The 24,963-nt window shown below is 62.5% G+C and carries 20 protein-coding genes; 16 read left to right on the forward strand and 4 right to left on the reverse strand.

Features of this window, described 5'->3' with window-relative positions; translation table 11 throughout:
* The first annotated feature begins 74 nt into the window (after positions 1-74).
* The 9 genes from ACSFA7_RS33115 to ntrC all read left to right on the forward strand — a co-directional run bounded on the left by ACSFA7_RS33115 (position 75) and on the right by ntrC (position 9,423).
* Entirely contained in the window at positions 75-1,082 is a 1,008-nt protein-coding gene (locus ACSFA7_RS33115) for a YncE family protein (protein WP_435503283.1), read from the forward strand.
* Positions 1,066-1,863 carry a polysaccharide deacetylase family protein gene (locus tag ACSFA7_RS33120; protein ID WP_435503284.1) on the forward strand — a complete coding sequence of 266 codons (798 nt, stop codon included), beginning with the start codon at positions 1,066-1,068 and terminating at the stop codon, positions 1,861-1,863. The genes ACSFA7_RS33115 and ACSFA7_RS33120 overlap by 17 nt, the downstream gene beginning before the upstream one ends.
* Positions 1,864-1,873: 10 nt before the next feature.
* Complete coding sequence (locus ACSFA7_RS33125; protein ID WP_435503285.1) at positions 1,874-2,848, forward strand: sterol desaturase family protein; 975 nt, start codon at positions 1,874-1,876, stop codon at positions 2,846-2,848.
* Between the two features lie 53 nt (positions 2,849-2,901).
* Complete coding sequence (locus ACSFA7_RS33130) at positions 2,902-3,789, forward strand: EI24 domain-containing protein (RefSeq protein WP_435503286.1); 888 nt, start codon at positions 2,902-2,904, stop codon at positions 3,787-3,789.
* Entirely contained in the window at positions 3,786-4,586 is an 801-nt protein-coding gene (locus tag ACSFA7_RS33135; protein WP_435503287.1) for a competence/damage-inducible protein A, read from the forward strand. The genes ACSFA7_RS33130 and ACSFA7_RS33135 overlap by 4 nt, the downstream gene beginning before the upstream one ends.
* 146 nt (positions 4,587-4,732) lie before the next feature.
* Entirely contained in the window at positions 4,733-6,148 is a 1,416-nt protein-coding gene (gene glnA / locus ACSFA7_RS33140) for a type I glutamate--ammonia ligase (RefSeq protein ID WP_206178028.1), read from the forward strand.
* A gap of 133 nt (positions 6,149-6,281) precedes the next feature.
* Positions 6,282-6,791: a hypothetical protein gene (locus ACSFA7_RS33145; protein WP_435503288.1), complete on the forward strand. Its 510-nt coding sequence runs from the start codon at positions 6,282-6,284 to the stop codon at positions 6,789-6,791.
* A 4-nt stretch (positions 6,792-6,795) separates the two neighbouring features.
* A complete protein-coding gene (glnL, locus tag ACSFA7_RS33150) occupies positions 6,796-7,875 on the forward strand; it encodes a nitrogen regulation protein NR(II) (RefSeq protein WP_206178030.1) in 1,080 nt (359 codons plus the stop codon).
* 24 nt (positions 7,876-7,899) lie between these two features.
* Positions 7,900-9,423, forward strand: coding sequence for a nitrogen regulation protein NR(I) (ntrC, locus tag ACSFA7_RS33155; protein WP_435503289.1), 1,524 nt, complete (start codon positions 7,900-7,902; stop codon positions 9,421-9,423).
* Positions 9,424-9,453: 30 nt separating this feature from the next.
* Here the strand turns inward: ntrC and ACSFA7_RS33160 are convergent, their stop codons facing one another.
* Entirely contained in the window at positions 9,454-9,984 is a 531-nt protein-coding gene (locus tag ACSFA7_RS33160) for a hypothetical protein (protein WP_435503290.1), read from the reverse strand.
* 11 nt (positions 9,985-9,995) lie between these two features.
* Positions 9,996-10,781 (reverse strand): exodeoxyribonuclease III, encoded by a 786-nt coding sequence (xth, locus tag ACSFA7_RS33165; RefSeq protein WP_435503291.1) that lies wholly within the window; start codon positions 10,779-10,781, stop codon positions 9,996-9,998.
* Positions 10,782-11,734: 953 nt separating this feature from the next.
* On the opposite strand from xth, the gene ACSFA7_RS33170 reads away from it, so the two are divergent.
* Entirely contained in the window at positions 11,735-12,145 is a 411-nt protein-coding gene (locus ACSFA7_RS33170; protein ID WP_435503292.1) for a type I restriction endonuclease subunit M, read from the forward strand.
* On the opposite strand, the gene ACSFA7_RS33175 is transcribed toward ACSFA7_RS33170, so the two are convergent.
* Positions 12,132-12,467: a helix-turn-helix domain-containing protein gene (locus ACSFA7_RS33175; protein ID WP_435503293.1), complete on the reverse strand. Its 336-nt coding sequence runs from the start codon at positions 12,465-12,467 to the stop codon at positions 12,132-12,134. The genes ACSFA7_RS33170 and ACSFA7_RS33175 overlap by 14 nt on opposite strands.
* 329 nt (positions 12,468-12,796) lie before the next feature.
* On the opposite strand from ACSFA7_RS33175, the gene ACSFA7_RS33180 reads away from it, so the two are divergent.
* The 4 genes from ACSFA7_RS33180 (at position 12,797) to ACSFA7_RS33195 (ending at position 19,710) form a co-directional block, all read left to right on the forward strand.
* A complete protein-coding gene (locus ACSFA7_RS33180; protein ID WP_435503294.1) occupies positions 12,797-14,002 on the forward strand; it encodes a hypothetical protein in 1,206 nt (401 codons plus the stop codon).
* 170 nt (positions 14,003-14,172) lie between these two features.
* Positions 14,173-15,051: a hypothetical protein gene (locus ACSFA7_RS33185; protein ID WP_435503295.1), complete on the forward strand. Its 879-nt coding sequence runs from the start codon at positions 14,173-14,175 to the stop codon at positions 15,049-15,051.
* 114 nt (positions 15,052-15,165) lie between these two features.
* Positions 15,166-16,179, forward strand: coding sequence for a site-specific integrase (locus tag ACSFA7_RS33190; RefSeq protein ID WP_435503296.1), 1,014 nt, complete (start codon positions 15,166-15,168; stop codon positions 16,177-16,179).
* A 9-nt stretch (positions 16,180-16,188) separates the two neighbouring features.
* Positions 16,189-19,710 (forward strand): NACHT domain-containing protein, encoded by a 3,522-nt coding sequence (locus ACSFA7_RS33195; protein WP_435503297.1) that lies wholly within the window; start codon positions 16,189-16,191, stop codon positions 19,708-19,710.
* A 181-nt stretch (positions 19,711-19,891) separates the two neighbouring features.
* Here ACSFA7_RS33195 and ACSFA7_RS33200 read toward each other — a convergent pair whose 3' ends face one another.
* Positions 19,892-20,902 (reverse strand): 3'-5' exonuclease, encoded by a 1,011-nt coding sequence (locus tag ACSFA7_RS33200; RefSeq protein ID WP_435503298.1) that lies wholly within the window; start codon positions 20,900-20,902, stop codon positions 19,892-19,894.
* 47 nt (positions 20,903-20,949) lie between these two features.
* Between ACSFA7_RS33200 and ACSFA7_RS33205 the strand changes: the two genes are divergently transcribed.
* Positions 20,950-22,908, forward strand: coding sequence for a hypothetical protein (locus tag ACSFA7_RS33205; RefSeq protein WP_435503299.1), 1,959 nt, complete (start codon positions 20,950-20,952; stop codon positions 22,906-22,908).
* Positions 22,905-24,641, forward strand: coding sequence for a hypothetical protein (locus ACSFA7_RS33210; protein ID WP_435503300.1), 1,737 nt, complete (start codon positions 22,905-22,907; stop codon positions 24,639-24,641). Before ACSFA7_RS33205 ends, ACSFA7_RS33210 begins: the two co-directional genes overlap by 4 nt.
* Positions 24,642-24,963 lie beyond the last annotated feature (322 nt).

Raw genomic sequence — 24,963 nt, forward strand, 5'->3', positions numbered from 1 at the left:
AAACAGGGCCGGAGCGGTCAGCCAGCCTTCAGGGCCGGCCGTTAAGATCCTCAGCTCTTTCCCGGAACCTTCCCTTGCGACTCCCAGCCCGCCCGAACGGCCGCATCGCGGCCTTCCTGTTTTCCTGCCTGACCGCCTTGATGGCCCACACCGCCATCGCCGCGCCGGCCGAACCTCCCCCCATCTTCGTGCTCAACTCGCTGGACGCCAACGTCAGCGTGATCAACCCGGTCGACTGGACCGAGAAGCTGCGCATTCCCACCGGCAAGGAGCCGCACCACATCTACATGACGCCGGACGAGAAGTCGGTCATCGTGGCCAACTCGGCGGGCGATTCGCTCACTTTCCTCAACCCGAAGACGGCGGAAGTGCAGCGGGTGGTCTACGGCATCATCGATCCGTACCAGCTGCAGTTCTCGCGCGACATGAAGTGGTTCGTCACCGCGGGCAACCGGCTGAACCACGTGGACGTGTACCGCTGGGACGGCAAGGACCTCAAGCTCGCCAAGCGCATCGCCTCGGGCAAGACGCCCAGCCACATCTGGATCGACAACACCAGCACCATCGCCTACGTGACGATGCAGGACAGCGACGAGATGATCGCCGTCGACCTGCCCACGCAGACCATCCGCTGGCGCGTGGCCACCGGCGCCATGCCCGCCGACATCTATGGCATCCACAACGACAAGACCCTGCTCGTGGGCCTGACCGGCAGCGACGGTGTGCAGGTGTTCGATGTGGCCGGCACCGAGCCCAAGCTGGTCGGCAAGATCCCCACCGGCAAGGGCGCCCACGCTTTCCGCTCGGCCGGCGACGGCAAGAGCGTGTTCGTGAGCAACCGGGTGGCCAACACCATCAGCCGCATCGACATCGCGACGCTGAAGGTCAGCGCGACCTACGCGGTGCCCGGTGGCCCTGACTGCATGGACGTGTCGGCCGACGGCAAGACGCTCTACGTCACCTCGCGCTGGGCCAAGAAGCTCACCGTGGTCGACCTGGCCACGCAGAAGGTGGTGCGGCAAGTCAACGTCGGCCGTTCGCCCCACGGCGTCTGGACCCTCGACCATGCCAAGCGCATCTAGCCGGGCCGTCGCGCTGGCGATGGCCGTCGCCGTCGTCCCCGCCGCCTGGGCGCAGGGCGGCACCTGCGAAAAGCCGGTCTACCTGACCTTCGACACCGGCCACATGGGCATCGCACCGCTGGTGGCCGAGGTGCTCAAACGGCAGGACGTGCGCGTCACTTTCTTTGCCGCCGCCGAGCGCACCACGACCGATGGCGACAGCCTCGACAACCACTGGGCACCCTGGTGGAAGGCGAGGGCGGCCGAGGGCAACGAGTTCGCCTCGCACACCTACGACCACACCTACTGGCGCGCCGATCTGAAGGGCACCACGCCGACCTTCCGCGTGAAGCCCTCGGCGGGCGCGTTCGCCGGCCGCGAGTTCACCTGGACCGCCGCCGAGTACTGCGCCAACATCAGCAAGGCTTCCGACCGCCTGGCACTCATCACCGGCAAGAAGCCGCTGCCGCTGTACCGCGCACCGGGCGGCAAGACCTCGCCCAAGCTGCTGGCGGCGGCCAAGGCCTGCGGCTTCGAGCACGTGGGCTGGGCGCCCGCGGGCTTCCTCGGCGACGAGTTGCCAAGCGAGAAGTTCAGCAACGAGAAGCTGTTGACGCAGGCGCTGGACACCATCCGCCCCGGCGACATCCTGCTCGCGCACCTGGGCATCTGGTCGCGCAAGGACCCGTGGGCGCCGGCCAACCTCGAGCCGCTGATCGTCGGCCTGAAGGCCAAGGGCTTCTGCTTCCAGACCCTGCGCCAGCACCCCGACTACCGTGCCTGGATCGCATCCCACCCCTGAGACCTCTGCCGTGATCGACTGGTTGACGGACCTTTTCTCCGCCCTTCAGGGCTGGTTCTTCGAGGCGGCGGTGCAGCCGCTGGTGTACGCCGTCGGCCTGGGCGGCTGGACCGAGGACGCCTTCGACGCGACCGGCTGGCTGCTGGTCGGCTTCATCCAGATCGTCGTGCTGCTCGCGGTGATCGGGCCGCTGCAGCGCTGGCGCTCGGTGGAGCCGGTGGTCGATCGCCATGCGATCCGCATCGACGTGCTCTACACGCTGATCCACCGGCTCGGGCTGTTCCGCCTGGCGCTGTTCTTCACGCTGCAGCCTTTCTTCGACGACGCGCTGGGGAGCCTGCGCACGGCGGGGTGGGGCACCTTCCACCTCGACGAGGTCTGGCCCGGCGTGACCGACGTGCCGGTGGTGGCTTTCGCCATCTACCTCGTGGTGCTCGACTTCGTCGGCTACTGGATCCACCGCGGCCAGCACCAGTTCAACTGGTGGTGGGGCCTGCATTCGCTGCACCACTCGCAGCGCCAGATGACGATGTGGAGCGACGACCGCAACCACCTGCTCGACGACGTGATCCACGACACGCTCATCGTCATCGTGGCGCAGCTGATCGGCGTGGCGCCCGGGCAGTTCATCGCCTTCGTGGCCTTCACGCAGCTGAGCGAGAGCCTGCAGCATGCGAACCTGAAGCTCAGCTTCGGCGCCATCGGCGAGCGGCTGTGGATCAGCCCGCGCTTTCACCGGCTGCACCACAGCATCGGCCTCGGCCACGAGTCGCACGGCAAGAGCACGCTGGGCGGCCACAACTTCGGCGTGTTGCTGCCGTGGTGGGACATGCTGTTCCACACCGCGAACTTCGAGGACCGCTACGACCCGACCGGCATCCGCGACCAGGTTGAGCCCGACGAGGGCGGCCGCACGCGCGACTACGGCCGGGGCTTCTGGGCGCAGCAGTGGCTGGGCCTCAAACGCATGGTCGGCCACGGCTGATTCACCGCCGGAATCGCCCCGCGGCCGATCCCAGGCGTTATCCTCGCTGCCTCATGCGCCTGCTCCTCGACTCCTTCTGGCGCGCGGTCGCCTACTGCATGCTGCCGCGCGTGATCGTGCTGTCGCTGCTGCCGCTGGGCCTGATGGTGCTGCTGGCGGCCGGCCTGGGCTACTTTTATTGGGAATCGGCTGTGGCCTGGACGCGCGGCGTGCTCGACGCCTGGCCACTGCTCTCCAGCTTCTGGGCCTGGATCGGGCGACTTTTCTCCAGCGACATCACCTCCGTGCTGGCATCGATGGTGGTGGTGTTCGCCGCCACGCCGCTGATCGTGGTCGTGTCGCTGCTGATCGTGGCGGGGCTGATGTCCCCGGCGTTGACCAAGCTGGTGGGCGAACGCCGCTTTCCCTCGCTGGAGCAGAAGAAGGGCGCCTCCTTCCTCGGCAGCGTGGCCCGTTCCCTGGGCGTGACCCTCCTCGCGTTGGTGGCGCTGGTGGTCTCGATGCCGCTCTGGCTCATTCCGCCGCTGGTGCTCATCCTTCCGCCGCTGATCTGGGGCTGGCTCACCTACCGCGTCATGAGCTTCGATGCGCTGGCCGAGCACGCGAGTCCCGAGGAGCGCGCCACGCTGCTGCGCACGCACCGACTGCCGCTCCTGTGCATCGGCGTGTTGTGCGGTTACCTGGGCGCCGCGCCGAGCATCGTCTGGGCCTCGGGCCTGCTGTTCGCCGCCGCCTTCTTCGTGCTGGTGCCGATCGCCATCTGGATCTACACGCTGGTCTTCGCCTTTTCCGCGCTCTGGTTCGCGCACTATTGCCTCGATGCCCTGGCCCAGCTGCGCATGCAGCGTGCCGCGGCGCTGGCCTCGGCCGAAGGCGGCACGCCCGCCCTCGAGACGGCCGAAGCCAACCAGGCTGCTCTTTCTCAATGGGGTTCACCATGACACGCGCATTCGGTCTCATCGTCGTCGGCGACGAGATCCTCTCCGGCAAGCGCGCCGACAAGCACATGCCCAAGGTCATCGAACTGCTCGCCGCGCGCGGCCTGCAGCTGGGCTGGGCGGAATACGTGGGCGACGAGCCCACCCGGATCACCGCGGCGCTGATGCGCGCCTTCGCCTCGGGCGACATCGTGTTCTCGACCGGCGGCATTGGCGCCACGCCCGACGACCACACCCGCCAGTGCGCCGCCAAGGCCCTGCGCGTGCCGCTCGCGCTGCACCCCGAAGCCGAAGTGCTGATCCGCGAGCGCATGCAGGACACGGCGAAGGAGCAGGGCGTGGTCTACGAGCCCGACCGGCCCGACAACATCCACCGCCTGAACATGGGCGTGTTTCCGCAGGGCGCGACGATCATCCGCAACCCGTACAACAAGATTCCGGGCTTCAGCGTCGACCATGTGCATTTCGTGCCGGGTTTCCCGGTCATGGCCTGGCCGATGATCGAATCGGTGCTCGACAGCCGTTATGCCGACCTTTTCACCCGCAACGCCATCGCCGAGAAGTCCGTGATCGTTTTCGGTGCGATGGAAGCCACCCTCACGCCCCTGATGCAGGCCATCGAGGAAGCTCATGCAGGCATCAAGGTGTTCAGCCTGCCCAGCGTCGATCACCCTCAGTATGGCCGTCACATCGAGTTGGGCGTCAAAGGCGATCCTGGCCGGCTCGATGCCGCCTATACCCAACTGATCGAAGGGTTGCACACTTTCGATGCCAAGCTTGGCCCAGAATTGGTGCGTTAAAAGTTAATGCACCTATTTGGTGATATCCCGCACGTATTTAAGCGGTGCATCCGTCCATAAAGTCTCATTCCGTGAGGCGACAATGGCACAGAAACTGCATCCTTCGTTCCCGTATTCCTAACCACCATCCAACTCAGGAGAAACTGATGGCAAAGACCGTCGCCGATGTACTCAAGCTCGTCAAGGAAAACGAGGTCAAGTTCATCGACTTCCGCTTCACCGACACCCGTGGCAAAGAGCAGCACGTCACCGTGCCGGTCTCGGCTTTCGATGAAGACAAATTCACCTCGGGCCACGCGTTCGACGGCTCGTCCATCGCTGGCTGGAAGGGGATCGAAGCTTCGGACATGCAGCTCATGCCCGACCCCAACACCGCCAACATCGACCCCTTCTTCGAAGAAACGACGCTGATCCTGACCTGCGACGTGATCGACCCGGCAGACGGCAAGGCCTACGAGCGCGATCCGCGTTCGCTCGCCAAGCGCGCCGAGGCGTACATGAAGGCTTCGGGCCTGGGCGACACCGCCTTCTTCGGTCCGGAACCCGAATTCTTCGTGTTCGACGGCGTCCGCTGGAAGAACGACATGTCGGGCTGCTTCGTGAAGATCGATTCCGAAGAAGCCTCGTGGAACACCGACAAGGAATACGAGCACGGCAACACCGGCCACCGTCCAGCGGTCAAGGGCGGCTATTTCCCGGTTCCCCCGGTCGACAGCTTCCAGGACATGCGCTCGGAAATGTGCTTGGTGCTCGAAGCCCTCGGCATCCCGGTCGAAGTGCATCACCATGAAGTGGCCAACGCCGGCCAGATGGAACTGGGCACCAAGTTCAGCACGCTGGTCCAGCGCGCCGACTGGGTCCAGCTGCAGAAGTACGTGATCCACAACGTGGCCCATGCCTACGGCAAGACCGCCACCTTCATGCCCAAGCCCATCGTCGGCGACAACGGCTCCGGCATGCACGTGCACCAGTCCGTCTGGAAGGACGGCAAGAACCTGTTCGCTGGCGACGGCTATGCGGGTCTCTCGGACTTCGCGCTGCACTACATCGGCGGCATCATCAAGCACGCCCGTGCCCTGAACGCCATCACGAACCCCGGCACCAACAGCTACAAGCGCCTGGTGCCCGGCTTCGAAGCTCCGGTGAAGCTGGCCTACTCGGCCAAGAACCGCTCGGCCTCGATCCGCATCCCGTTCGTTGCCAACCCCAAGGGCCGCCGCGTCGAAGCGCGCTTCCCCGATCCGCTGATGAACCCGTACCTCGGTTTCGCTGCGCTGCTGATGGCCGGTCTCGACGGCGTGGAAAACAAGATCCACCCGGGCGAAGCCGCCAGCAAGGACCTGTACCACCTGCCGCCGGAAGAAGACGCGCTGATCCCGACCGTGTGCCACAGCCTCGACCAGGCCCTGGAATACCTGGACAAGGACCGTGCGTTCCTGACCAAGGGCGGCGTGTTCACCGATGCGTACATCGATGCGTACATCGAACTGAAGATGCAGGAAGTCACGCGCTTCCGCATGGCGACGCACCCCGTCGAGTTCGACATGTACTACTCGCTGTAAAGCGAGCCCCTCACGGGGAAGTAAGACAAAAGGACGGCCTCGGCCGTCCTTTTTCCTTGACGCGGAACATCTTGTCACCGGTGGCGCGGAATTGCATGAAAATGCGCCTTTGTCGCGCCACCCACCGATTCACATGAAGACTGCTTCTCTCATTTTCCTGGCCGGTTCATTGTTGGCCGCCCTGCCGGCGTCCTCGCAGGAGCGCGTGTGGCGCTGCGGCAATGAATACACCAACAACGCCACCATCGCCCAGCAGAAGGGCTGCAAGGTCATGGAGGGCGGCAATGTCACCGTCGTCCAGGGCGGCGGCGGCACGACGAAGTCGTCGGGCGGCTCGTCGGGCGCTTCCGCTGCGCGTGCTCCGGCCGGCAGCCCGCGCGTCGAAGGCGTCGACCAGCGCGCCAGGGATGGCGAAGCCCGCTCGGTGCTCGAGTCCGAGCTCAAGAAGGCCGAGGCCCGCCAGGCCGAGCTGCAGAAGGAATACAACAACGGCGAGCCCGAAAAGCAGGGCAGCGAAGGCCGCAACTACCAGAAGTACCTCGACCGCGTGGCCGAAATGAAGGCCGAACTCGCGCGCAACGAGAGCGACATCGCAGGCATTCGCCGGGAAATCGGCCGGTTGCCGACCAACAAACCCCAGTAATCGCATGGCATTCGGGAAGAAGGCGGTCGGCGCCAACACGCGCTTTCAGACCTTCGACCTGCTGTCCACACTGATCGCGGTGGTCAACAGCGACGGCTCCGTGCTGTTCGCCAACGCGGGCCTCGAAGACGCACTGGGCACCTCGCGGCGCACGCTCGAAGGCTCGCAGTTCGGCGCCTGCTTTCACGAGCCGCAGGTGCTGCGCACCGCCATCGATGGCGCCAGCAGCAACGACTTCGCCACGCTGCGCTACGAAGCCTTTCTGCGCCGCGTCAACCACGAGCTGATGCCGGTGCAGGTCACGCTTGCGCACGGCGACAAGAAGGGCGAACTCATCATCGAGATGTCGCCGCTCGAACAGCAGGTGCGGCAGGACCGCGAGGAGCGCTTGATCGACCAGGCGCAGGCCAACAAGGAACTCATCCGCAATCTCGCGCACGAGATCAAGAACCCGCTCGGCGGCATTCGCGGCGCGGCGCAGCTGCTGCAGATGGAGGTCGAGTCGCGCGACCTCATCGAATACACGCAGGTCATCATCCACGAGGCCGACCGGCTGCAGACGCTGGTCGACCGGCTATTGGCACCGCACCGTCGGCCGCACGTGGTGGGCGACGTCAACATCCATGAAGTCTGCGAGCGCGTGCGCTCGGTGATCCTTGCGGAGTTTCCGCGCGACCTGCACATCGAGCGCGATTTCGACGTGTCGATCCCCGAGTTCCGCGGCGATCGCGAGCAGCTCATCCAGGCCACCCTCAACATCGTGCACAACGCCGCGCAGGCCCTCGCGGAGCGCCGCGCAGCGGGCGATGCGCAGATCACTTTCAGGACCCGCATCGCGCGCCAGGTGATATTCAACAAGCAGTGGTATCGATTGGCATTGGAATTGCATGTCATCGACAATGGACCGGGTGTGCCGGACACGATCAAGGACCGCATCTTCTACCCGCTCGTATCGGGCAGGGAAGGCGGAACAGGCCTGGGGCTGACCCTTGCGCAAACTTTTGTGCAACAGCATCACGGCGTGATCGAGTGCGACAGCGTCCCGGGCCGGACCGATTTCAAGATACTGATACCGCTGCCCTAGCGCAGCACGGCAACAAGGAGATGCATGAAGCCGATCTGGATAGTTGATGACGACCAATCGATCCGCTTCGTGCTCGAGAAGGCCTTGCTGCGCGAAGACTTGCCCACGCGCAGTTTCACGAACACGCGCGAGGTGCTCGCGGCCCTGGAGCAAGCCGACGACGACGAGCAGCAGGGTCCCCAGGTCCTGGTGAGCGACATCCGCATGCCCGGCGGCTCCGGGCTCGACCTGCTCGACAAGATCAAGGCCAAGCACCCCGGCCTGCCCGTCATCATCATGACGGCGTTCTCCGACCTCGACAGCGCCGTCTCGGCCTTCCAGGGCGGCGCCTTCGAATACCTGCCCAAGCCCTTCGACCTGCCGCGCGCGGTTGAACTCATCCGCCGCGCAGTCGACGAAAGCCAGCGCGAGGAAGTCTCCGAAGAGCGCATGGTCGCCGCCCCCGAAATGCTCGGCCAGGCGCCCGCGATGCAGGACGTGTTCCGCGCCATCGGCCGGCTCTCGCAGAGCAATGTCACGGTGCTCATCACCGGCGAATCGGGCTCGGGCAAGGAACTGGTGGCGCGTGCGCTGCACAAGCATTCGCCGCGCGCCAACGGGCCCTTCGTGGCCATCAACACCGCGGCGATCCCGAAGGACCTGCTCGAGAGCGAACTCTTCGGCCACGAGCGCGGCGCCTTCACCGGCGCGCAGACCATGCGGCGCGGCCGCTTCGAGCAGGCCGAGGGCGGCACGCTCTTTCTCGACGAAATCGGCGACATGCCGTTCGACCTGCAGACGCGTCTCCTGCGCGTGCTGAGCGACGGCCATTTCTACCGCGTGGGCGGCCACAACTCGGTCAAGGCCAACGTGCGCGTGATTGCGGCCACCCACCAGGACCTGGAGCAGCGCGTGAAGCTCGGCGGCTTCCGCGAAGACCTGTTCCACCGCCTCAACGTGATCCGCCTGCGCCTGCCGGCACTGCGTGAGCGCGGCGAGGACGTGCCCGCGCTCACACGCCACTTCCTGCAGGTGAGTGCGCGGCAGCTCGGCGTCGAGCCCAAGCGCATTTCCGACGCCGCGCTGGCGAAGCTCGCGGCCTTCGGCTTTCCGGGCAACGTGCGCCAGCTCGAAAACATCTGCCACTGGCTGACCGTGATGGCGCCCGCGCAGTTGATCGAAGCCAAGGACCTGCCGCCCGAAGTGATGGCTGCGGCCGCCGAAGGGCAGGGGACCGAGGCGGTGGTGCCGGCGACAACTGCGCATGCACAGGTTGCGCCGTTGCCGGTGAATGTCGAACGCGAATCCGCATCGGCGACTGCCGTACCCGAAGCGGCGGAAGCCCCAGTCGGTGTGAGCAGTTGGGAAAGCGGCCTGGAGCTCGAAGCCCAGGCCTTGCTGGCCGCCGGCCGCACCGACGTGTGGGATGCGCTCTCGCGCCGCTTCGAGTCGCGGCTGATCCTCACCGCGCTCGCCAACACCCGGGGCCGCCGCATCGAGGCTGCTCAGAAGCTGGGCATCGGGCGCAACACCATCACCCGGAAGATCCAGGAGCTGGGCATCGAGTGAAAGCGGGCCCGAGGCATCGCGCCTCGGGTGTTATCTGCTTCGCTGACCCAGCGTCAGCGAATCGAGCTGGAACTTCCCGCTCTTGTCCCAGAGCCAGGTGTCGACATACGTATGGCCGCCCAGCTTGCCGGGCGAAGGCAGCGGCGACACCGCCTTGATGAGCTCGGCGATCATCGGCGGTACTTCCGGCGCGTGGCTTGGCACGCGGCTGAAGCTCACGTTGACGACCTTGCCATCCGCATCGATGTCTGTCTCGACCACCACCACGGCGTAGACCAGCGGCGGAATCTTTCCCTTGTAGATCCGGTTCGCATACGCCTTGTAGATCTGGCGCGCGCCGGTCTTGCGGTAGGCGCGCACGGCGGGCGTCTGCGCGGTGATCAGGCGCACCGTCGGCACGTCGCTCTTGCCCGGCGGTGTCGTTTCATCCGTGGGCGATGTGGCGCTCTTGCCGTTTTCCGTCTTCTCGGCGGGCTTGAGGATCGAGCAGGCGCCCAGCGTCAGAGCGATGACGAAGATTCCAAGGGTGCGGCCGGTCCGCAAAAGCAGGTGCCTGGTCATCGTGTTGGCGCTCAAGCGCCCTGGTCCAAGTCGAGCACCACGGGGGCGTGGTCGCTCGGCTTCTCCCATTTGCGCGGCACGCGATCGATGACGCAGCCCTTCACGCGCGGTACCAGCGGCTCGCTTACCAGGACGTGGTCGATGCGCAGGCCCCGGTTCTTCTGGTAGCCGAGCATGCGGTAGTCCCACCACGAATAGCTTTTCTCGGGTTGCTCGAACATGCGGAAGCTGTCGGTCAGGCCCAGGCCGAGCAACGCCTTGAAATGGTTGCGCTCTTCGGTCGTGTGATGGATCGTTTCCTTCAGGCCCACGGGGTCGAAGCTGTCGCGGTCTTCGAGCACGATGTTGAAGTCGCCCAGCAGCACCAGGTTCGGATGCGCCACCAATTCCTGCCGCAGCCATTCGCGCAGGGCGTCCAGCCACTTCATCTTGTATTCGAACTTGTCGGAGCCCGGCGCCTGGCCGTTCACGAAGTAGCCGTTGACCACGCGCAGCGGGCCCGACGGCGTCTCGACGGTGGCGGCGATCACGCGCGACTGGTCGTCGGTGAAGCCGCCGATGTTCTTCACCACGTCGCGCACCGGCGCGAGGCTCAGGATGGCGACGCCGTTGTAGGTCTTCTGCCCGAACACGGCCGCTTCGTAGCCGGCCGACTTGAGCACCTCGAGCGGGAACTTGTCGTCGGTCATCTTGAGCTCCTGCAGGCAGAGCACGTCGACCGGATTGGCGATCAGCCAGTCGAGCACGTGCTGCAGGCGGGCCGTGAGGGAATTGACGTTCCAGGTGGCAATTTTCATAAATTGTGATAACCTGTTGATTTTAAAAGGATTTTTATCCTGCAGTCGGCGATTATATTGACTCGTACCCAGCGGCATACCCAATTAATGCTTCGCTACCCCTAGGCCTCGATCCCACGCAAGCCAGCTTAACAAAAGCACTTGAGCGCCTTTGAGTTCCCGGGTAAACAGGCGAATCAGCAGTTGGGAGTTAGTTTTTGCGGGTGGCGCGCAGGCACTGCACAGCCAGCAGTGGGGCCTCACCCTCGAGCTTGTCAGGCTGTCGTCTACCGTTGTCGATCAGGTCTGGGCCAGCCTCAGATCTACAGGCACACTCTCCGCCGCCACCCCAGTATCCATGCGGGCTTTCAGGCGATGAGGGGCTCTACCCCCTTTTTTCCCCCTTTTTTCTTGCACTCAGCTAGGCTAATTTGACCCGCTTTATACGGGCACGGCCCACGTAGCTGGGCCTGGGCTGTAGGCCTGGCGTGTTGCTGGGGAGGCCAAGCCGGCCCCGCCCGAGCGGGCCTGGCGCCTTCCTGCAAATGAGCACTTGACCCTCTCCAGGACGCTTGAGCGCGGGGCATTGGGAGATCCCTGCGTAGATCACGTCCACCAGGCCAAAAAACGTCCAATATTGGTCATGCCCGGCCTAAGAATGTTACATTTCGTCACTTTTGTGGTATAATTCATCCACGGCTAGGCTTGCCGGCGCAAGCTAGGCAACACCTAGCCCGTATACAGGCGCACCGCCGCCTGTAGCCCTCGATGGCCGCCAAGCCAGCGCTTGCCGCTTGCCGCTTGCCGCTTGCCGCTTGCCGCTTGCCGCTTGCCGCTTGCCGCTTGCCGCTTGCCGCTGGCCTTGGCGGCCGTTTTTGTTTCATCCCCCCGCGCTTTTTTCGACCGCTGCACCTTGCCCCCTGGGGGCCCGGTGCGGCTGCCGCATGGGCGCTTCTTTCCCTATGGAGATACAAGTGAAGGACTTTCTGAGCAAATTTCTCAAGCCTGGCAGTTCACCGCGCTTTGCGCTGGGCCGCGTTGTCGCAACACCGGGTGCCTTGGCGCTCATGCACGTCACCAACAGCAACCCGTTCGTGCTGCTGGCCAAACATGTCACCGGGGACTGGGGCGAAATCGACCCAGAAGATGTGCAGACCAACGAAGACGCTGTCGCGCATGGCCTTCGTGTGCTCTCGGTCTATCGACTACCGCTGCAGCATACCCCCGAAGAAGGGCACAAGGCAGCACAGTCAGCACCGCGCCTCGACGTGGATGACAACCGCATCTGGTTGATCACTGAGGCAGATCGGAGCGTCACAACCTTGCTGCTGCCAGAGGAGTACGATGAGCGGCCAACTACGAAATCGAAGGTCAACGACGCTTAGTCGTTCGACGCCGAACTGCAGCAGGGCGGCTGGCGGAGCGCGGTGCTCGTGTCAAGGTCGTATCGAAGCCACGTTGTTCGGCCAACTGCGGATGCAACAACTCATGTGGTGGGATCTTCAGCGCTTGAGCGATCAACGCGATGTTGTCGATGGAAATGTTGCGAATGCCTTGCTCCAGGCTTCCGATGAATGTTCTGTCGAGCCCGCATTCAAGTGCCAGCTTCTCTTGGGAGAGGTTCGCAGCGATGCGCGCCATCCGAACATTTTTCGCAAAAATCAAACGAAGTGGAGGAATGGAAGACTTGGCAGGGGAGGCTGGCATCCAACCGATGGTTGGAAAAAGATGTGTTTAAAACCACGGTGTTTGAATATCATTAGAGGTTTGCCGCGCACAGATGCACAGATCGCTGCGCGTCTCGAGTGCAGGACTTCTTGCGCAAATAAAAGATATTCAAATACATCATTAATGAAATCGAAGCCACAACTAGTACAGAGCGCTTGCGAGCGCGCGACCTGAAACGTAGGAGTAACTTGACCATGTTTAGACATTCACACGGACTTATCCGCCGATGGCTTTCGGTATGCATGCTCGCAACCCTATTTCTGCTGGCGGGGTGTGCTCCGGAGGCCCCGGCCTGCAACGATCCCAAAGTGACAAGCATGATCCTTGAAATGGTGGGCAAGGCTCACGACGCCCACCTCAAGCAGTACCCTTCAAAAAGCAAGGATCTAGCCTCATTCACGCTCGAAACGCCAACGGTGACGGCCTACGACGACAAGCTGAAGCTGCGCAGTTGCAAGACGACTTTTGTCATGCAAATCCAGCCCGAGAAGGTGGCGCAGATGAACGAGTTCATCTCCAACCCGAATCCCAGCTTGTTCGGTGCTCTTGCGATGCTTTCGGGGCGGCGAGATGCGCTCTACCCCGATATCGTTCGCAATGAAGTGCTCTACCTCCAACAGCGCAACGCAGTCCCACTGACTCAGGAGCCCATACGCAAATCCCTGACCTACCAGGTTCAGAAGGAGGAGGGTAGCAACGAGTATGTGGCGAGCACCAACGTGGATGTCGACGGCTCGATTCAGTACTTGCGCGTGGCGGCCTTCGCGGAGCAACGGGCCAAGAGCAATGCTGAATCAAAAGCTCAGGCGGCCAAAGAGCAGCAGCAAAAGCAGGCAGAGATCGACCGACTGGCAGCCACTGGCAACTGGCGAAGGGTGGTCGCCATCGATGGCTTCAAGTGGGAAAAGGATCCCGAGTTCTGCCGCCGACAAGACGCTTTCTGCTTTGTCGGGCAAGCCGATGACCTCATGGGCCGCGTGCTGTACATGATCAAGGCTGGGCCGAACACGACCGACGAATCCCGTGAGAAGACCCGCAGCACCCTGACGGCTGGCGCGCGTGTGTGCTTGATCGGGCTGAAGAAAACCTCAGATGCCGACGTGTTCACGTACTCGATGTGGTCCACGTTGCGTGATGACAAGGGCCAGTTGGAAGACTGCCGCCCGGGCGCGGTCGAAGCCGAAGCTGCGGCCAGGGTAAAGGGGATGGCGGTTCAACCTGTGCCGTCCGCCCCAGCAGCCTCTACCCTTCCGGGACCCGTTGTAGCGCCCGCGGGGACGGGGCCGGAAAGCGTGATGTCGCTGATCACGAAGTACGAGCCCTGCGGCGAAGAGGCCGTGTGCCTGCACACCGGCAAAGGAAATACGGTCTGGATGCAGGCCGGACAGATGCGGCGCATGGACTACGCGCTGCTCGACCAGGCGATCAGCAGCAAGACGCCGGTGTGCCTGCGTGATCTGACACGCACCGAAGGCAAGAACTTCACGGCCGAGAGCCTGGACAGCCAGTGCTGAAGGTGATGTCCATGACGTAGCGACAGCACATCACTGACCACAGCCTTTCGCGAAGGCGCCGTGCTGGCCAACAGGGCCGGTCCGGCGCCTTTGCTGTTTCTTCTCTTCGTCTTTTGTTCATTCTCCATTTTCCCGCCGCGCGTGTCCGCGTGGCGTCACAGGTACCCCTCATGAATATTCTTCACACGCCCGCCGACAGCGGGCCGACCACGGCTGTCCGCATGATTGGCATTGGCGCCTCAGGCCGCCGCTTTGTTCAGCAGTTTCACACCCGCATCAATGCGCCGCTGCACACGCCGCTGGCGGACCTTCTGAAGCAGGCGCCGGTCTGCATCGAAATCGACAAGGGCGACGTCGACACCCTGGTCGAGCAGGTCGACCTCAAGGACACGTGCATCCTGTGCATGGCCTTTGGTTTTGACGCCACACCCGCCGAGATCGAAGCGGCCATGCTGCTGATCTGGCGCATATGGGGCCAGGATGCCCATGTCATCGGTGTCGTGCTCGGTGCCCACGACCACCCGAAGCCGGACAGCGAGTCGATGCTCGGCATCCTCTGCGAGTCGATCGATGCGCGCGTCGACATCGCGGAGCTACGCGAACCCGCCGAGTTGGCACCCTTGCAATGGTTCTATGTGGCGCTGCAGCGCTCGGTGCTGGAGGGCCTGTCGGTTCTCGAGGCCGCTTGGGACCACTCGGATGTCGTCGAAACCCTGGACTTCGGCCAGGTGCAGCTGGAGCTTTTCACGCAGCCGCTGGACGAGCCCGCGCAGCTGGATGCGGCGATGGTGGAAGTCCTGGCGGAACTCCAACACCGCGGGGTCTGGCTGGAGCAGGCGCTGGGCGCGGTCCTGGTGCTGTGGGTGCCTTCGGAGTACCAGCTCACCGTGCGGGTGGTGCGCGGGTTGGGGCGCAGCCTGGGCGAAGCGCTGGGAGCGGGAGCGATGCACTTGACCATCCGGCTGCGCAGCCGGCCGGCCGTGGGGGACCTGACGGCGTATCTGACGGTGGTGGTGAGCACACCGAGAGCACACACGCACCGCCAGTAGGTCAACCCGCGCAACGACCATGGGCATCCCCGTGGCATCTCTAGACAACGCCCGCCGATGCGGGCGTTGCTCTTTCTTGGGAACCCAAAACATCAACTCAAAGCGAGCAACACCATGAAGAAGGTTCGCATCGATTCGTCAAAGAGCGCGTCTGTCGCGCGCAAGTCTGCGAAGGCCAATGCCAAGTTCAATCACTACGTTGTCAGTTCGGTGGCCGAGAGCACGCGTCGGGCCTATGCCGGGGACCTCAGGCACTTCCGGAGCTGGGGTGGAAGGATCCCTGCCACGCCGGCAATGGTGGCGCGGTACCTGGCGGCCTTCGCTGGCAAGGTCAAGGCGAGCACGCTGAACCGGCGCCTGGCGGCGATTGCCAGCGCACACACGACTATTGGCAAATCGTCGCCCACGCGGTCGGAACTGGTACAGACAACCATGCGGGGGATCCGCCGGGTCCACGGATCGGCACAGAAGCAGGCAAAGCCCATCAGCATCGAAATGCTGCGCCTGCTTGCCAAGCCGCAGAGGCACTTGGATCCGGTAAGAGACCTGCGAGACCGGGCCTTGCTGGTGGTGGGCTTCGCGGGAGGGTTCAGGAGGTCGGAACTGGCGCGGCTGAAGCTTGAGGATCTCGCGCTCGATGCCCAAGGCGTGACAGTGACGTTGGTGCGCTCGAAAACCGATCAGCAGGGCAAGGGCAGGGTGGTGGCGTTGCCGCATGGGCCGGGGCGGATGTGCCCGGTCAAGCTATTGCAGGCCTGGATTCAGCGGCTGCGTGGGCTGGGCGGCGAGGAGGAGATGGAAGCGATGCCGCTCTTTCGGAGGGTGGATCGATATGGCAAGCCTGGAGGCGGGTTGAGCGGAGCGGCAGTTGGGGGTGTGATGCGGCGGCGAATGCGTGACTGCGGTCTCGATCCGAGTGGGTTCTCGGCGCACAGCCTGCGTTCGGGGTTGGTGACCGCCGCGGCAAAGGCGGGGGTACCCACTTGGGCCATCCAACGGCAAACGGGGCACCGCTCCGAGAGCACCGTGCATCGCTATATCAGGGGGCTTTCACCATTTGAGCGGAATGCCTTTGTTTCCGTGAGCAAGGCCAAGACATGTGAGCTCCCGAACCGTCCGTGGCGCTAAAGTCCACGCATGACTGAATTGGGCGGCCCGACGACACAGGCGGGAATCTTTTACCAGAACACCGTCGCTGCACGGGCTCTGGTGGACCTTCTGGATCTTTCTCCCACACCCCCTCGCGAGAGAGTCGTCGAGGTTCGACTGGAAGCTCCGACCGAAGTGGATGATCTGGTCGTGCGTCACGCCGACGGACACCGCGCATTTATACAGGTCAAGCTTCGGTTGCGCCGGTCTGGCCCGGTGTGGTCCTCCTTGTGGGGTGATCTGGCGACGCAGGCGCGACGCGCAGACTTCGGAGCCAACGACCGTCTGGTGCTTGTGCTCGGCGAGTCGGGCGGCCTGGCATGTGCTATCCGCGACTTGGCTGAACTAGCAGCCACGTCACAGGACGCAAAGGAGTGGATCGCACGGGCTACGAAGCTTCAGGCATCGGTCCTTGCAGACATCGAGACGGCGATGGAGGGGCGCGCCGATGCGCTGGAGCTGTTCCGCTGCACGACGGTGGAGTTGGTGACAGTAGACGACATTGAGCAAGCATTCAAGCGACGGCGCCTCGGCACTGCTTTTAGCTTGCCTCAGACACTCCTGTCCACACTCCGCGATGTCGCTGCGGGAGGTGCACGACGCCGTGCGCTCTTCCTGGCAGCCGGACTGCGCAGTCGGCTCGCCAGCGAGTTCGGTGTGGAGGTTGCCGAACCGGCGGATTGGGGGCTGCCCGCCTATCGAGCTACCGTGCAGCGACTGTCGCGCATTGAGATCCCTGGCACGCGCATCTCCGGTACCAGCGAGGAGCTCTTTGTCTGGCCCCGAACGCGCGACCTCGATCGTGCAAGACCAAGCGACTTGGAGGACGAGACGCCCGGCTGGGATACCACTGTCGAGCGATCGAATGTTGATCTACAGCGGTTCCCCTCACAGCAAGTGGATCGATATGTGATCGTCGCGGGTCCTGGCTATGGCAAGTCGACGCTACTCAACGCGGTGGCATCGCGGCTCACGCGCACGCCCTATGTGCCGGTTCTTGTACCCCTCGGCACCTTCGCTGCCAGGGAGGGCGCCAGCGTCCTGGAGTTTCTGGCAGAAGAGACCAATCGCGCGCTCAACCTGCGTGTCGACTGGGCACGGCTCGCCGAGCAAGGCGCAGTCGTACTGCTTTTCGATGGCCTCGACGAAATTCCATCTGCTCGCCGTCGCGCCGTGCTGGATCGCATTGCGATCCTCTCGGCGCGCTATCCCCTGGTGCCTTGGCTGCTGACGGTGCGAGATCCTGCCGTTCTTTCCGGACCCTCCGAAGCGCGCATGATCGAACTGCTGCCTTTGGACACGTCCGACATTGAGCGCTTCGCAGACGCGCTCAAGGAGCGCATTGAGGGCCTGAAGAGTTGGGAGTTTTCGCGTCGCCTTCAAGCATACCCCGACATGGAGCGCCTTGCCAGAATTCCGCTGTTCCTCAGCATGCTCTTAGTGCTTGCTGGTCCAGAAATGAAGATGCCAAATGGGCGCGGTGACCTCATCGAGAGCTATCTGAAGACGCTGTTTAATCCCCATGAGCACAAGACGCTTACAACGGCACCAGTCTCCAGCTCTACGCTGAGGTGCGTGGTCGAAGCACTGGCCTACACGCGACTGCAGGCGCAGGAGATCGGTACTACGGAGCGAGAGGTGCTGGACATCGTGACGCGTATTGGCGTCCGAGACGAGTCGCCGGAAGCCGTCTTGGCACGGCTGCAGACCCAGGGGCTGCTGCGCAAGCAAAGCAGCATTCGGCTGCAGTTTCCTTACCCGATCGTCCAGGAGTATCTTGCCGCGTGCCACCTGCTGCGCGAGCATCCGCAGGAGCTGCCGGCGCGCATCGACGATGCGATCCAGCGTCCCTGGGCGCAGGTCATCCAATTTGCACTGGAGATGCATGAGAGCCCGACACAGCTCATCCGCAGCATGCTTGAGCGCGATGACGATGCATTCTTCACCGGTCTGCGCCTGGTCGCTCGCTGTATTGTCAACGGCGCCAGGGTTGATACGGCTCTCAGGGACGATGTCGCCCGCCGACTGGCTGCCGCTTGGACATCGCCCTCCTGGCATCTGAGGGAACACATCGGGCGCCTTTTGGTCGATGGCTTTTCACAGCCGCTTCTTCCCGAAGTCCGATCGTTGCTGAGTTATGGGGAGCTTGAGCACCATGGTGCGGGCGAGATCGTGTACCGGGCCGACGATCCGGTCCTGACTCGTGAGATCCTGGCGCAACGTCTCCGTCGAGGGGTCGACCGCTTCACATACCTGCACTCCATGCAGCCTGCGATCGACCGCATTGCCAACGACGCGCTCCGCATGTACGCGGAGATGATCCGAGATCCAGCGACCTCCGAAGAGGCCCATGCGGGATTGTGCGATCTAGTGGGTGCGCTTGATCGCAGCCGGGTGGATGTAGAACTCGTGCTTGCGCTCGCTTGTGACGAATCGCTGTCGAACGAACTGAGGCTGCGGGCCTTTTCTATTGCCGGCGAGCCGCTTGACCAGCGGGCTTGGCCGCTCGTTCGTGCGGCGGTTCGCTCGGACGACTATTGCCAACGGTGGGCAGCCATGGATGCGCTAGCTAGCGCACCGGATCCAGGAACCACACTTCTTGGATACTTACGTGACGAGGAGCTGAGCATTGGCGTGCGGGAAGAGCTCGTCGGACGCATCGCAAGGCTGAGGAGTAACGAAGCAGACCGGCTGAAGTTTTGTCGTGTCGTTGCTGACGACGAGGTGCTCCCCACCTCGCTTCACAACCTTCTTCGGATATACGCAGCAGCCCAAGGCGACGAGACGAGCTTCCGATATCTGATCGAGAACCTGTCGAATCTGGAACTTAAGTTGGCGAGCGGCACGATTTCCATCTTCGGCAAGTATCCATCGCGCGATCTTGGTGTTCAGGCAGCCCATGCCATAAGCGAACGTGTGAGCGATGCACGTGAGGCCGTCGATTTCGCCCACAGCGCCTGGATGGGCATGCTGTTCGACCTGGAAATGACAAGCCCGGGTAGCGGTACGCTCCGCCCGACCCCACCTCATCCCGCACTGGACGCTTGGCTGGACTTGGTTGAGACATGGATGGAGCGGGGCGATGCCACCGAGGTCCAAAGCCTTTCGCTCGCAGCTTCTGCCCTTAGGCTTGGATCGATGCGAGCGGTCGACCGCTTGGAGAGCTTGGTATGCGCCATCGAGGATCCGGACGACGCTCGCTATGATGAAGAGGACGAGCACGGACACAAAATTCGCAACGCCATCGATGAACTCCAGCGCAGGCGAAGGCTTCTGTCGCTGGCGCAAGTCGAACGCTTCGCGCGATGCAGCCGACCCAATGTCCCCTATGCAGCGGCCAATGCCCTGGCGGCGCACGGCAACAGACCGGCACTCGATCTGTTAATCACCTTGCACAATGAGCTGGGGGGCAGCCTAAGGAGCACGCTTTTTGATGCCGTCGAACCTGTGGCCGGCCGACTGGGGCTGATCGTCCACAGGAGCGCCGACGGAATGCTGCGATTGCTTTGATTTCTATCTGGGTAGCGACCCACTTGGCGCGGTCAGTATTCCATGGAAATCAACAATTTGTAGTCGACACGTCGGTGCGAGCGTGCACCCTGTCTCGTACATCTTGCCGGCTGTGCGCTCAGTCGTCGGCGTCCGGTTTCATTTCGAACCCTAACAAGTTATCTCCGAAACCTGCAGCAGTTCAGTTCTCGGGGCCTCCGTAGTTGCGAATCGAACCGATGGCCCGGTTCGGGTCTCGCTGTCGGGCAGAAGACTTTTGCCTGAGCCTACTGAGGGTCGTATGGAAAGACGCAGGCTGCCAACAGTCGGGTCGGTGCGTAGTCGCCGCGCGCCCCCTTGAGCGACCTGTCTCAGAAAACATGTGGAGGTTCTTCCGCGCCCGTGATCCGACGACATATAGCAGCTTCTTCGCGCTGTCGTCCCCGGCGGCGTCATTGAAGTGCGGCACCATCCCCTCAAGCAGCGTGTGAGCAATGACCACATCGAACTCGGCGCCTTTAACACCGTGGATGGTCGAGACCAAGATTCCGGAACGCGTTTGAAACGCCTTCTTGAAGAAGATCAGGTCGCCGATGGCGTCGACCCCGTCCGCCCGCAGGCGTTGCAACCGCGCCTCGGAGCTGGCGAAGAAGGCATCGTGATCTTCCGCCAGCATATCGAACGCCAGATAGGAGACCTGAAGGCGGTCGAACAACGCATCGAAGCACTCGCGTAGATAGGTGAGCCCATCTGCTTCGTTGATAACCACAGCATTGCACTCGGCCAAAAGATGTTTGCGCGTGATGGCGAATACGTCGGCGCCGGCACTGCTCAGTTCCTGGAGCACCTCACCAGCCCATCGCAGGCGACGCAAGTAGCCGCCCGGGGAGGGCTCGGTCAAGGCTAGCCGTGCAACCTTGTACCAAAAGTTATCGATGTCTCGGGCGACCGAATGTTCCGGACCGGCGGAGCTGTAAGTGGCCTCAAGTTCACCGCCCCGAAGCGATTGGTCGAATTGCGTGCTGGTTCCGGTCGGGCGTCTATAAACCGGCATTCTCTTCAAAACCTTTTCGCCTCTATGATCGACGGAAGCGTCCGTGCCTATTCGAGCGCGGGGCAGCCGGGCACCCGCGCAATGGACTTCTTTTCCGTACTCGTTGACACCAGCATGGTGCTTCAGATGCACTTCCAGCATCAGGATCTTGGGCGGCAACTACTTCGGTCTCGCAAAGGGCTTTCAGTCCTGGCAGGGAGGATGCAATGAGCGAAGGTGTCGATGTAGGAGGGCCCGCTGGGCCACTGGTCGCTGAGCTTGCGCTTCGTCTCCATCGGGAAGATGGAACCGGCCTGCGCATCGACGTGCCCGCCGGCATGGTCCTGACCGCAGCTGAAATGCCGGACGGCTGTCAATTGCTAGATGGCGTGGCAGTCCAGTTCAACTCGCTCGAGGCGCGCAACGTCATCGTTGCAAAGGCAACGTTTGAGGGCCTTCAATCCCCCTCGGGCATTGACACGAACTTGCTATTTGAGCGTGCCTACGAGCTGTGGCGCAACGAGATAGGTCACAACGACCAAGCATCTGGGCGACTCCTCGCACTGGCGTCGGTCAGTACGGACGTTCTCGCCATTGCAGGCCAACGCATACGTAACGGCTCAGACGTTTTCGACGTTCTCCACCTTGTCGAAGCCGCCTTGTCCCACCTGCAAGAAGTAAAAGCGTCATCGATCATCGATCTGTTCGTAGCCAAGTACGAACCCACGAAGAATGACATGGCGGGTGGAGTGATTCATGGCGCCCTTGAATCCTGGCTGGAGACGCACGTAGGTACAGCTCTAGAACTTCATGCCAGGGTGCAGGAGAGCTTGTCCGAAGCTACCGCGAGCTTGTTAGGGAATGCGGTTGTCGCCCTCGCCAAGACTGACTATGCAGCAGCCATTGAGGTCGCAACGGGGGATGTGCGGTCGGAAACTCCTTTGAGGGCACGAGTGGGCGTTTGGGCGCTTGGTCGCCTGCTCCTCGACGAGCATGCGCCATCAACTTCGATCGACTTGGTCATACAGGAAGTCCTCGCGCTCATCGAGCACGAACAGGGCGAAATGCGATTGCAGGCGATTCGCGCAGCTGTAGGCGCTATGCACATCATGGCCGCATTTGATTCCATCCTGGAACGTCTAGCCCAGGGCGGCGATCAGGATGTGCTCTGCGCAGCGGCAACGGCTCTTTTCTTCAAGGCAAAGGAGCTCAGCGAGCGTGGCATCACGCCGCGTTGGCTCGGACTAATGACGTCGCTGAAACCCGAGTTCAAGGGTGCTGTCCGCGACCTGGATCATGCTATGGCTAGGCTGCTTTCGGACCCGGCCAACGTGCCCATGGTCACGTCGGCACTAGAGCAATGGGTCGCCAAAAATGGCCGCAGGGTGGCCATTGATTCTGAGACGGCGAGTCTCTTTGACGACACCATGCGCAAGCTGTTCCCACTCGAGGCTAGCTGGGCGTCTCTGGTAACGGACTGGCTGCTCAGTGGTGAGCAGGAGCATCCCGCGGCATTGGCTGGATTCCTTACCCAACTCAGTCACCATTCGCGCACCGAGTTGAGTCTGGATAGGAGACGCCTGGATGGGCTTGCAACGGAGGATCTCCTGTTTCTTGCGAGACGAATGCTCGGCTACGTGCACGACAGGGCGCAACTGACTTCGCTGGCCTTGTCGATGCTTCTGTCGAACGAGCCGGAGAAGCGCATCTATCCAGTCCTTCACGCGTTGCTCATGGACGAGATTGGGTATGACTACCCCGGAAGCACATCGGCTGCATGCCGCAAGGCTGCGGAGACTGCATCCACGGGTAGCCAGAGGGACTTCTTGCTGATGGTTGCAGAGACGATCGACCAAGTCGTCAATGCACAGAGTTCGCTGCCAATGCTCAACGAGCTTCGACCGTCAACCCGGTTGCGCAGGCTTTTCGCTCGAGCCCGAGCGAAGCAGATGAACGAATCATTTGAAGAGGCCAGCCAGACCTCTATTTGGAGGCAGGTCGCGACACGGATCACCATCAAGGCTGGACGAGGCACATTCAGCTACCGCGATGCGAACTATGGTCCCTCGATGAAGCTCTCATCAATGTCTCACTCGATCGAGCTGCCGCGGCGCGAAGCCTTTGATCCGATCGGAAATTCAATCCGCCATCTTGGATTCAGGCTTGCGAAGCGAGACGACTCATGAGGCTGATAATTTCGCAGTTTCTGCGAACGCTGCGCGAGCGTGACGAGTTCGACCGTTTGCTTCCTGACCTGCTGTTGGCCATGGGCTATGTGCCGCTGGCGAAGCCACAGACCGGTGTGAGGCAATTCGGCGTCGACCTAGCTGCTGTCGGGAAATCACCTGCGGATGGCGTAGAAGAACTGCTCCTGCTGGTCATCAAACAGGGAGATCTTGGACGCCGTGCCTGGGATAACGGCGAGCCGACCTCGGTCCGACCGAGCCTCAATGAAGTCTTGGACGTCTACCTGACGAAACTCGTAGCGCCTGAACATGCAGGGTTGCGGAAGACGATCGTTCTAGCCACGACGGGAGATCTCAAACAAGACGTTGAAACGAACTGGACGGGATTCAAGGAGCAGAACTCGGCACGAGCGGCCTTTGATTTTTGGGGCGCGGATCGCGTGTCCGATCTGGTCGAGCGGTTCATGCTGGACGAAAACTTATTTGCTCCAAGCGACCGAGCGGATCTTCGAAGATCTCTCGCACTGGCCAGCGACTCAGAGTATGACTTCCGGGATATGAATCGCATGCTGATGAGCCAATTGGGCTTGACAGCAGACGGAAAGCTACAGATGCCGAGCTTGGACACGAAGGCCCTGCAAAAGGCCTTTCGGCGAGTTCACCTTGCGGCGCAGATCTGTACGAGGTGGGCCCAAGCCGAGGGTAATTCCCGGCAAGCGCTTTGGATCGGCGAGCGCACTTTGCTTTGGGCCTGGCACAGGCTTCAACTGATGGATCCGGAGGAGCAGCCCAAGCTTCACGCGGCCATCGCGGGAATGTGGCACTCGTACATGGAGGCGACGGCGAGGTACTTTGATGTTATTCGACCGCATCTAGAGGTGCGAGATGGCATGGCAGGTTACGGCAGCGAAGGCGCAGCGTTCGCCGTCGTGCTCTTCGAGCACATCGGCTTGATCTCGGCGATCGGTCTCGCCTGCTGGATGGAGTCGGCCAATGACGCAGACGCTAGCGAGACCATCCAGGGCAATGTCGTGGCGGTTGCAGATGGTCTGTGCGCGCTGATTAAAAATCATGAAGCGAGTGCATCGCCGCGTCTCGACGAGCACATCATTGACGTCACCTTGGCATTGATGTTCCTGGTGCTTGCTGGAAGACATGACGTGGCTAAGAGCTGGGTCGCCGAGATTGCGAAGAGGCTGGACTACTGCTTCAAGACCAAATCGAAGTTTCCTGTGTCGACAGATTCGCTCGAGGATCTGGTGGAGCTTGAAGTCAATCCCAAGGAGTCCACGCTGATTGAGAAGCTGATGGGAACATCCTGGTCCTTGGCTACGATCGCCGCGTGGTGTGTCATTTTCGAGTTGGATGATCACTACGCGGCCCTTGCACAGGGCGCCACGGGACCATACGCCAAGGTCTGTGCCCAGCTCTGGCATCCGACTGAAGAGTGGCCAGGCTCGTGGTATTTTGGCGGATCGCTAGACCAGGGAGAGGCCGAGGCTCCCTACGCGCTCCTTCCGTCCACAGCGGACATGAGGATGCGCATGAAGCAATTCCTCGAGCGACCGGAGTTCGATTGGGTCGAGTCGTCGCCGACGCGCCAGGTCGGACTCTGGGCACTCGACTTCGTTGCATGCAGACACTTTCGAATGCCAGTTCCAGCCTCCGCTTGGTATCGGCTTGCCGGTGAGCGCCCAGCGGATGCCAGTGGCGCGCGGGCTGCGGCGAGATGAGGTGAGCAGCCCTCAAAGCTTTTTGTCCAAGTGACGCTGCAGCATTTGATGCTTGTCCGACTGTGTGCAGAGGGCACGCAGCGGCGACCAACGATGTCAACGTTGATCGCCATCGAGCAGTTGAGCGGCGAGTCACAATCTCCGGGGTCAGCTTTACCTTGTAGAGCTGCTGACGCGCGACCCCAACGGTGACCATCAGACCGAACGCCGGCTTCTTGGCGAGTACTGAGCGTGGGACCCCTGCAGCCGAGCTACTCCTCACGCTGCATTCCTGCCGCTTACGGGCATGAGCTACCGACCTGTGTGCAGCATGTTCCTACCG

The organism is Variovorax trehalosi (genome assembly GCF_051216415.1).
Taxonomy (GTDB): Bacteria; Pseudomonadota; Gammaproteobacteria; order Burkholderiales; family Burkholderiaceae_C; genus Variovorax.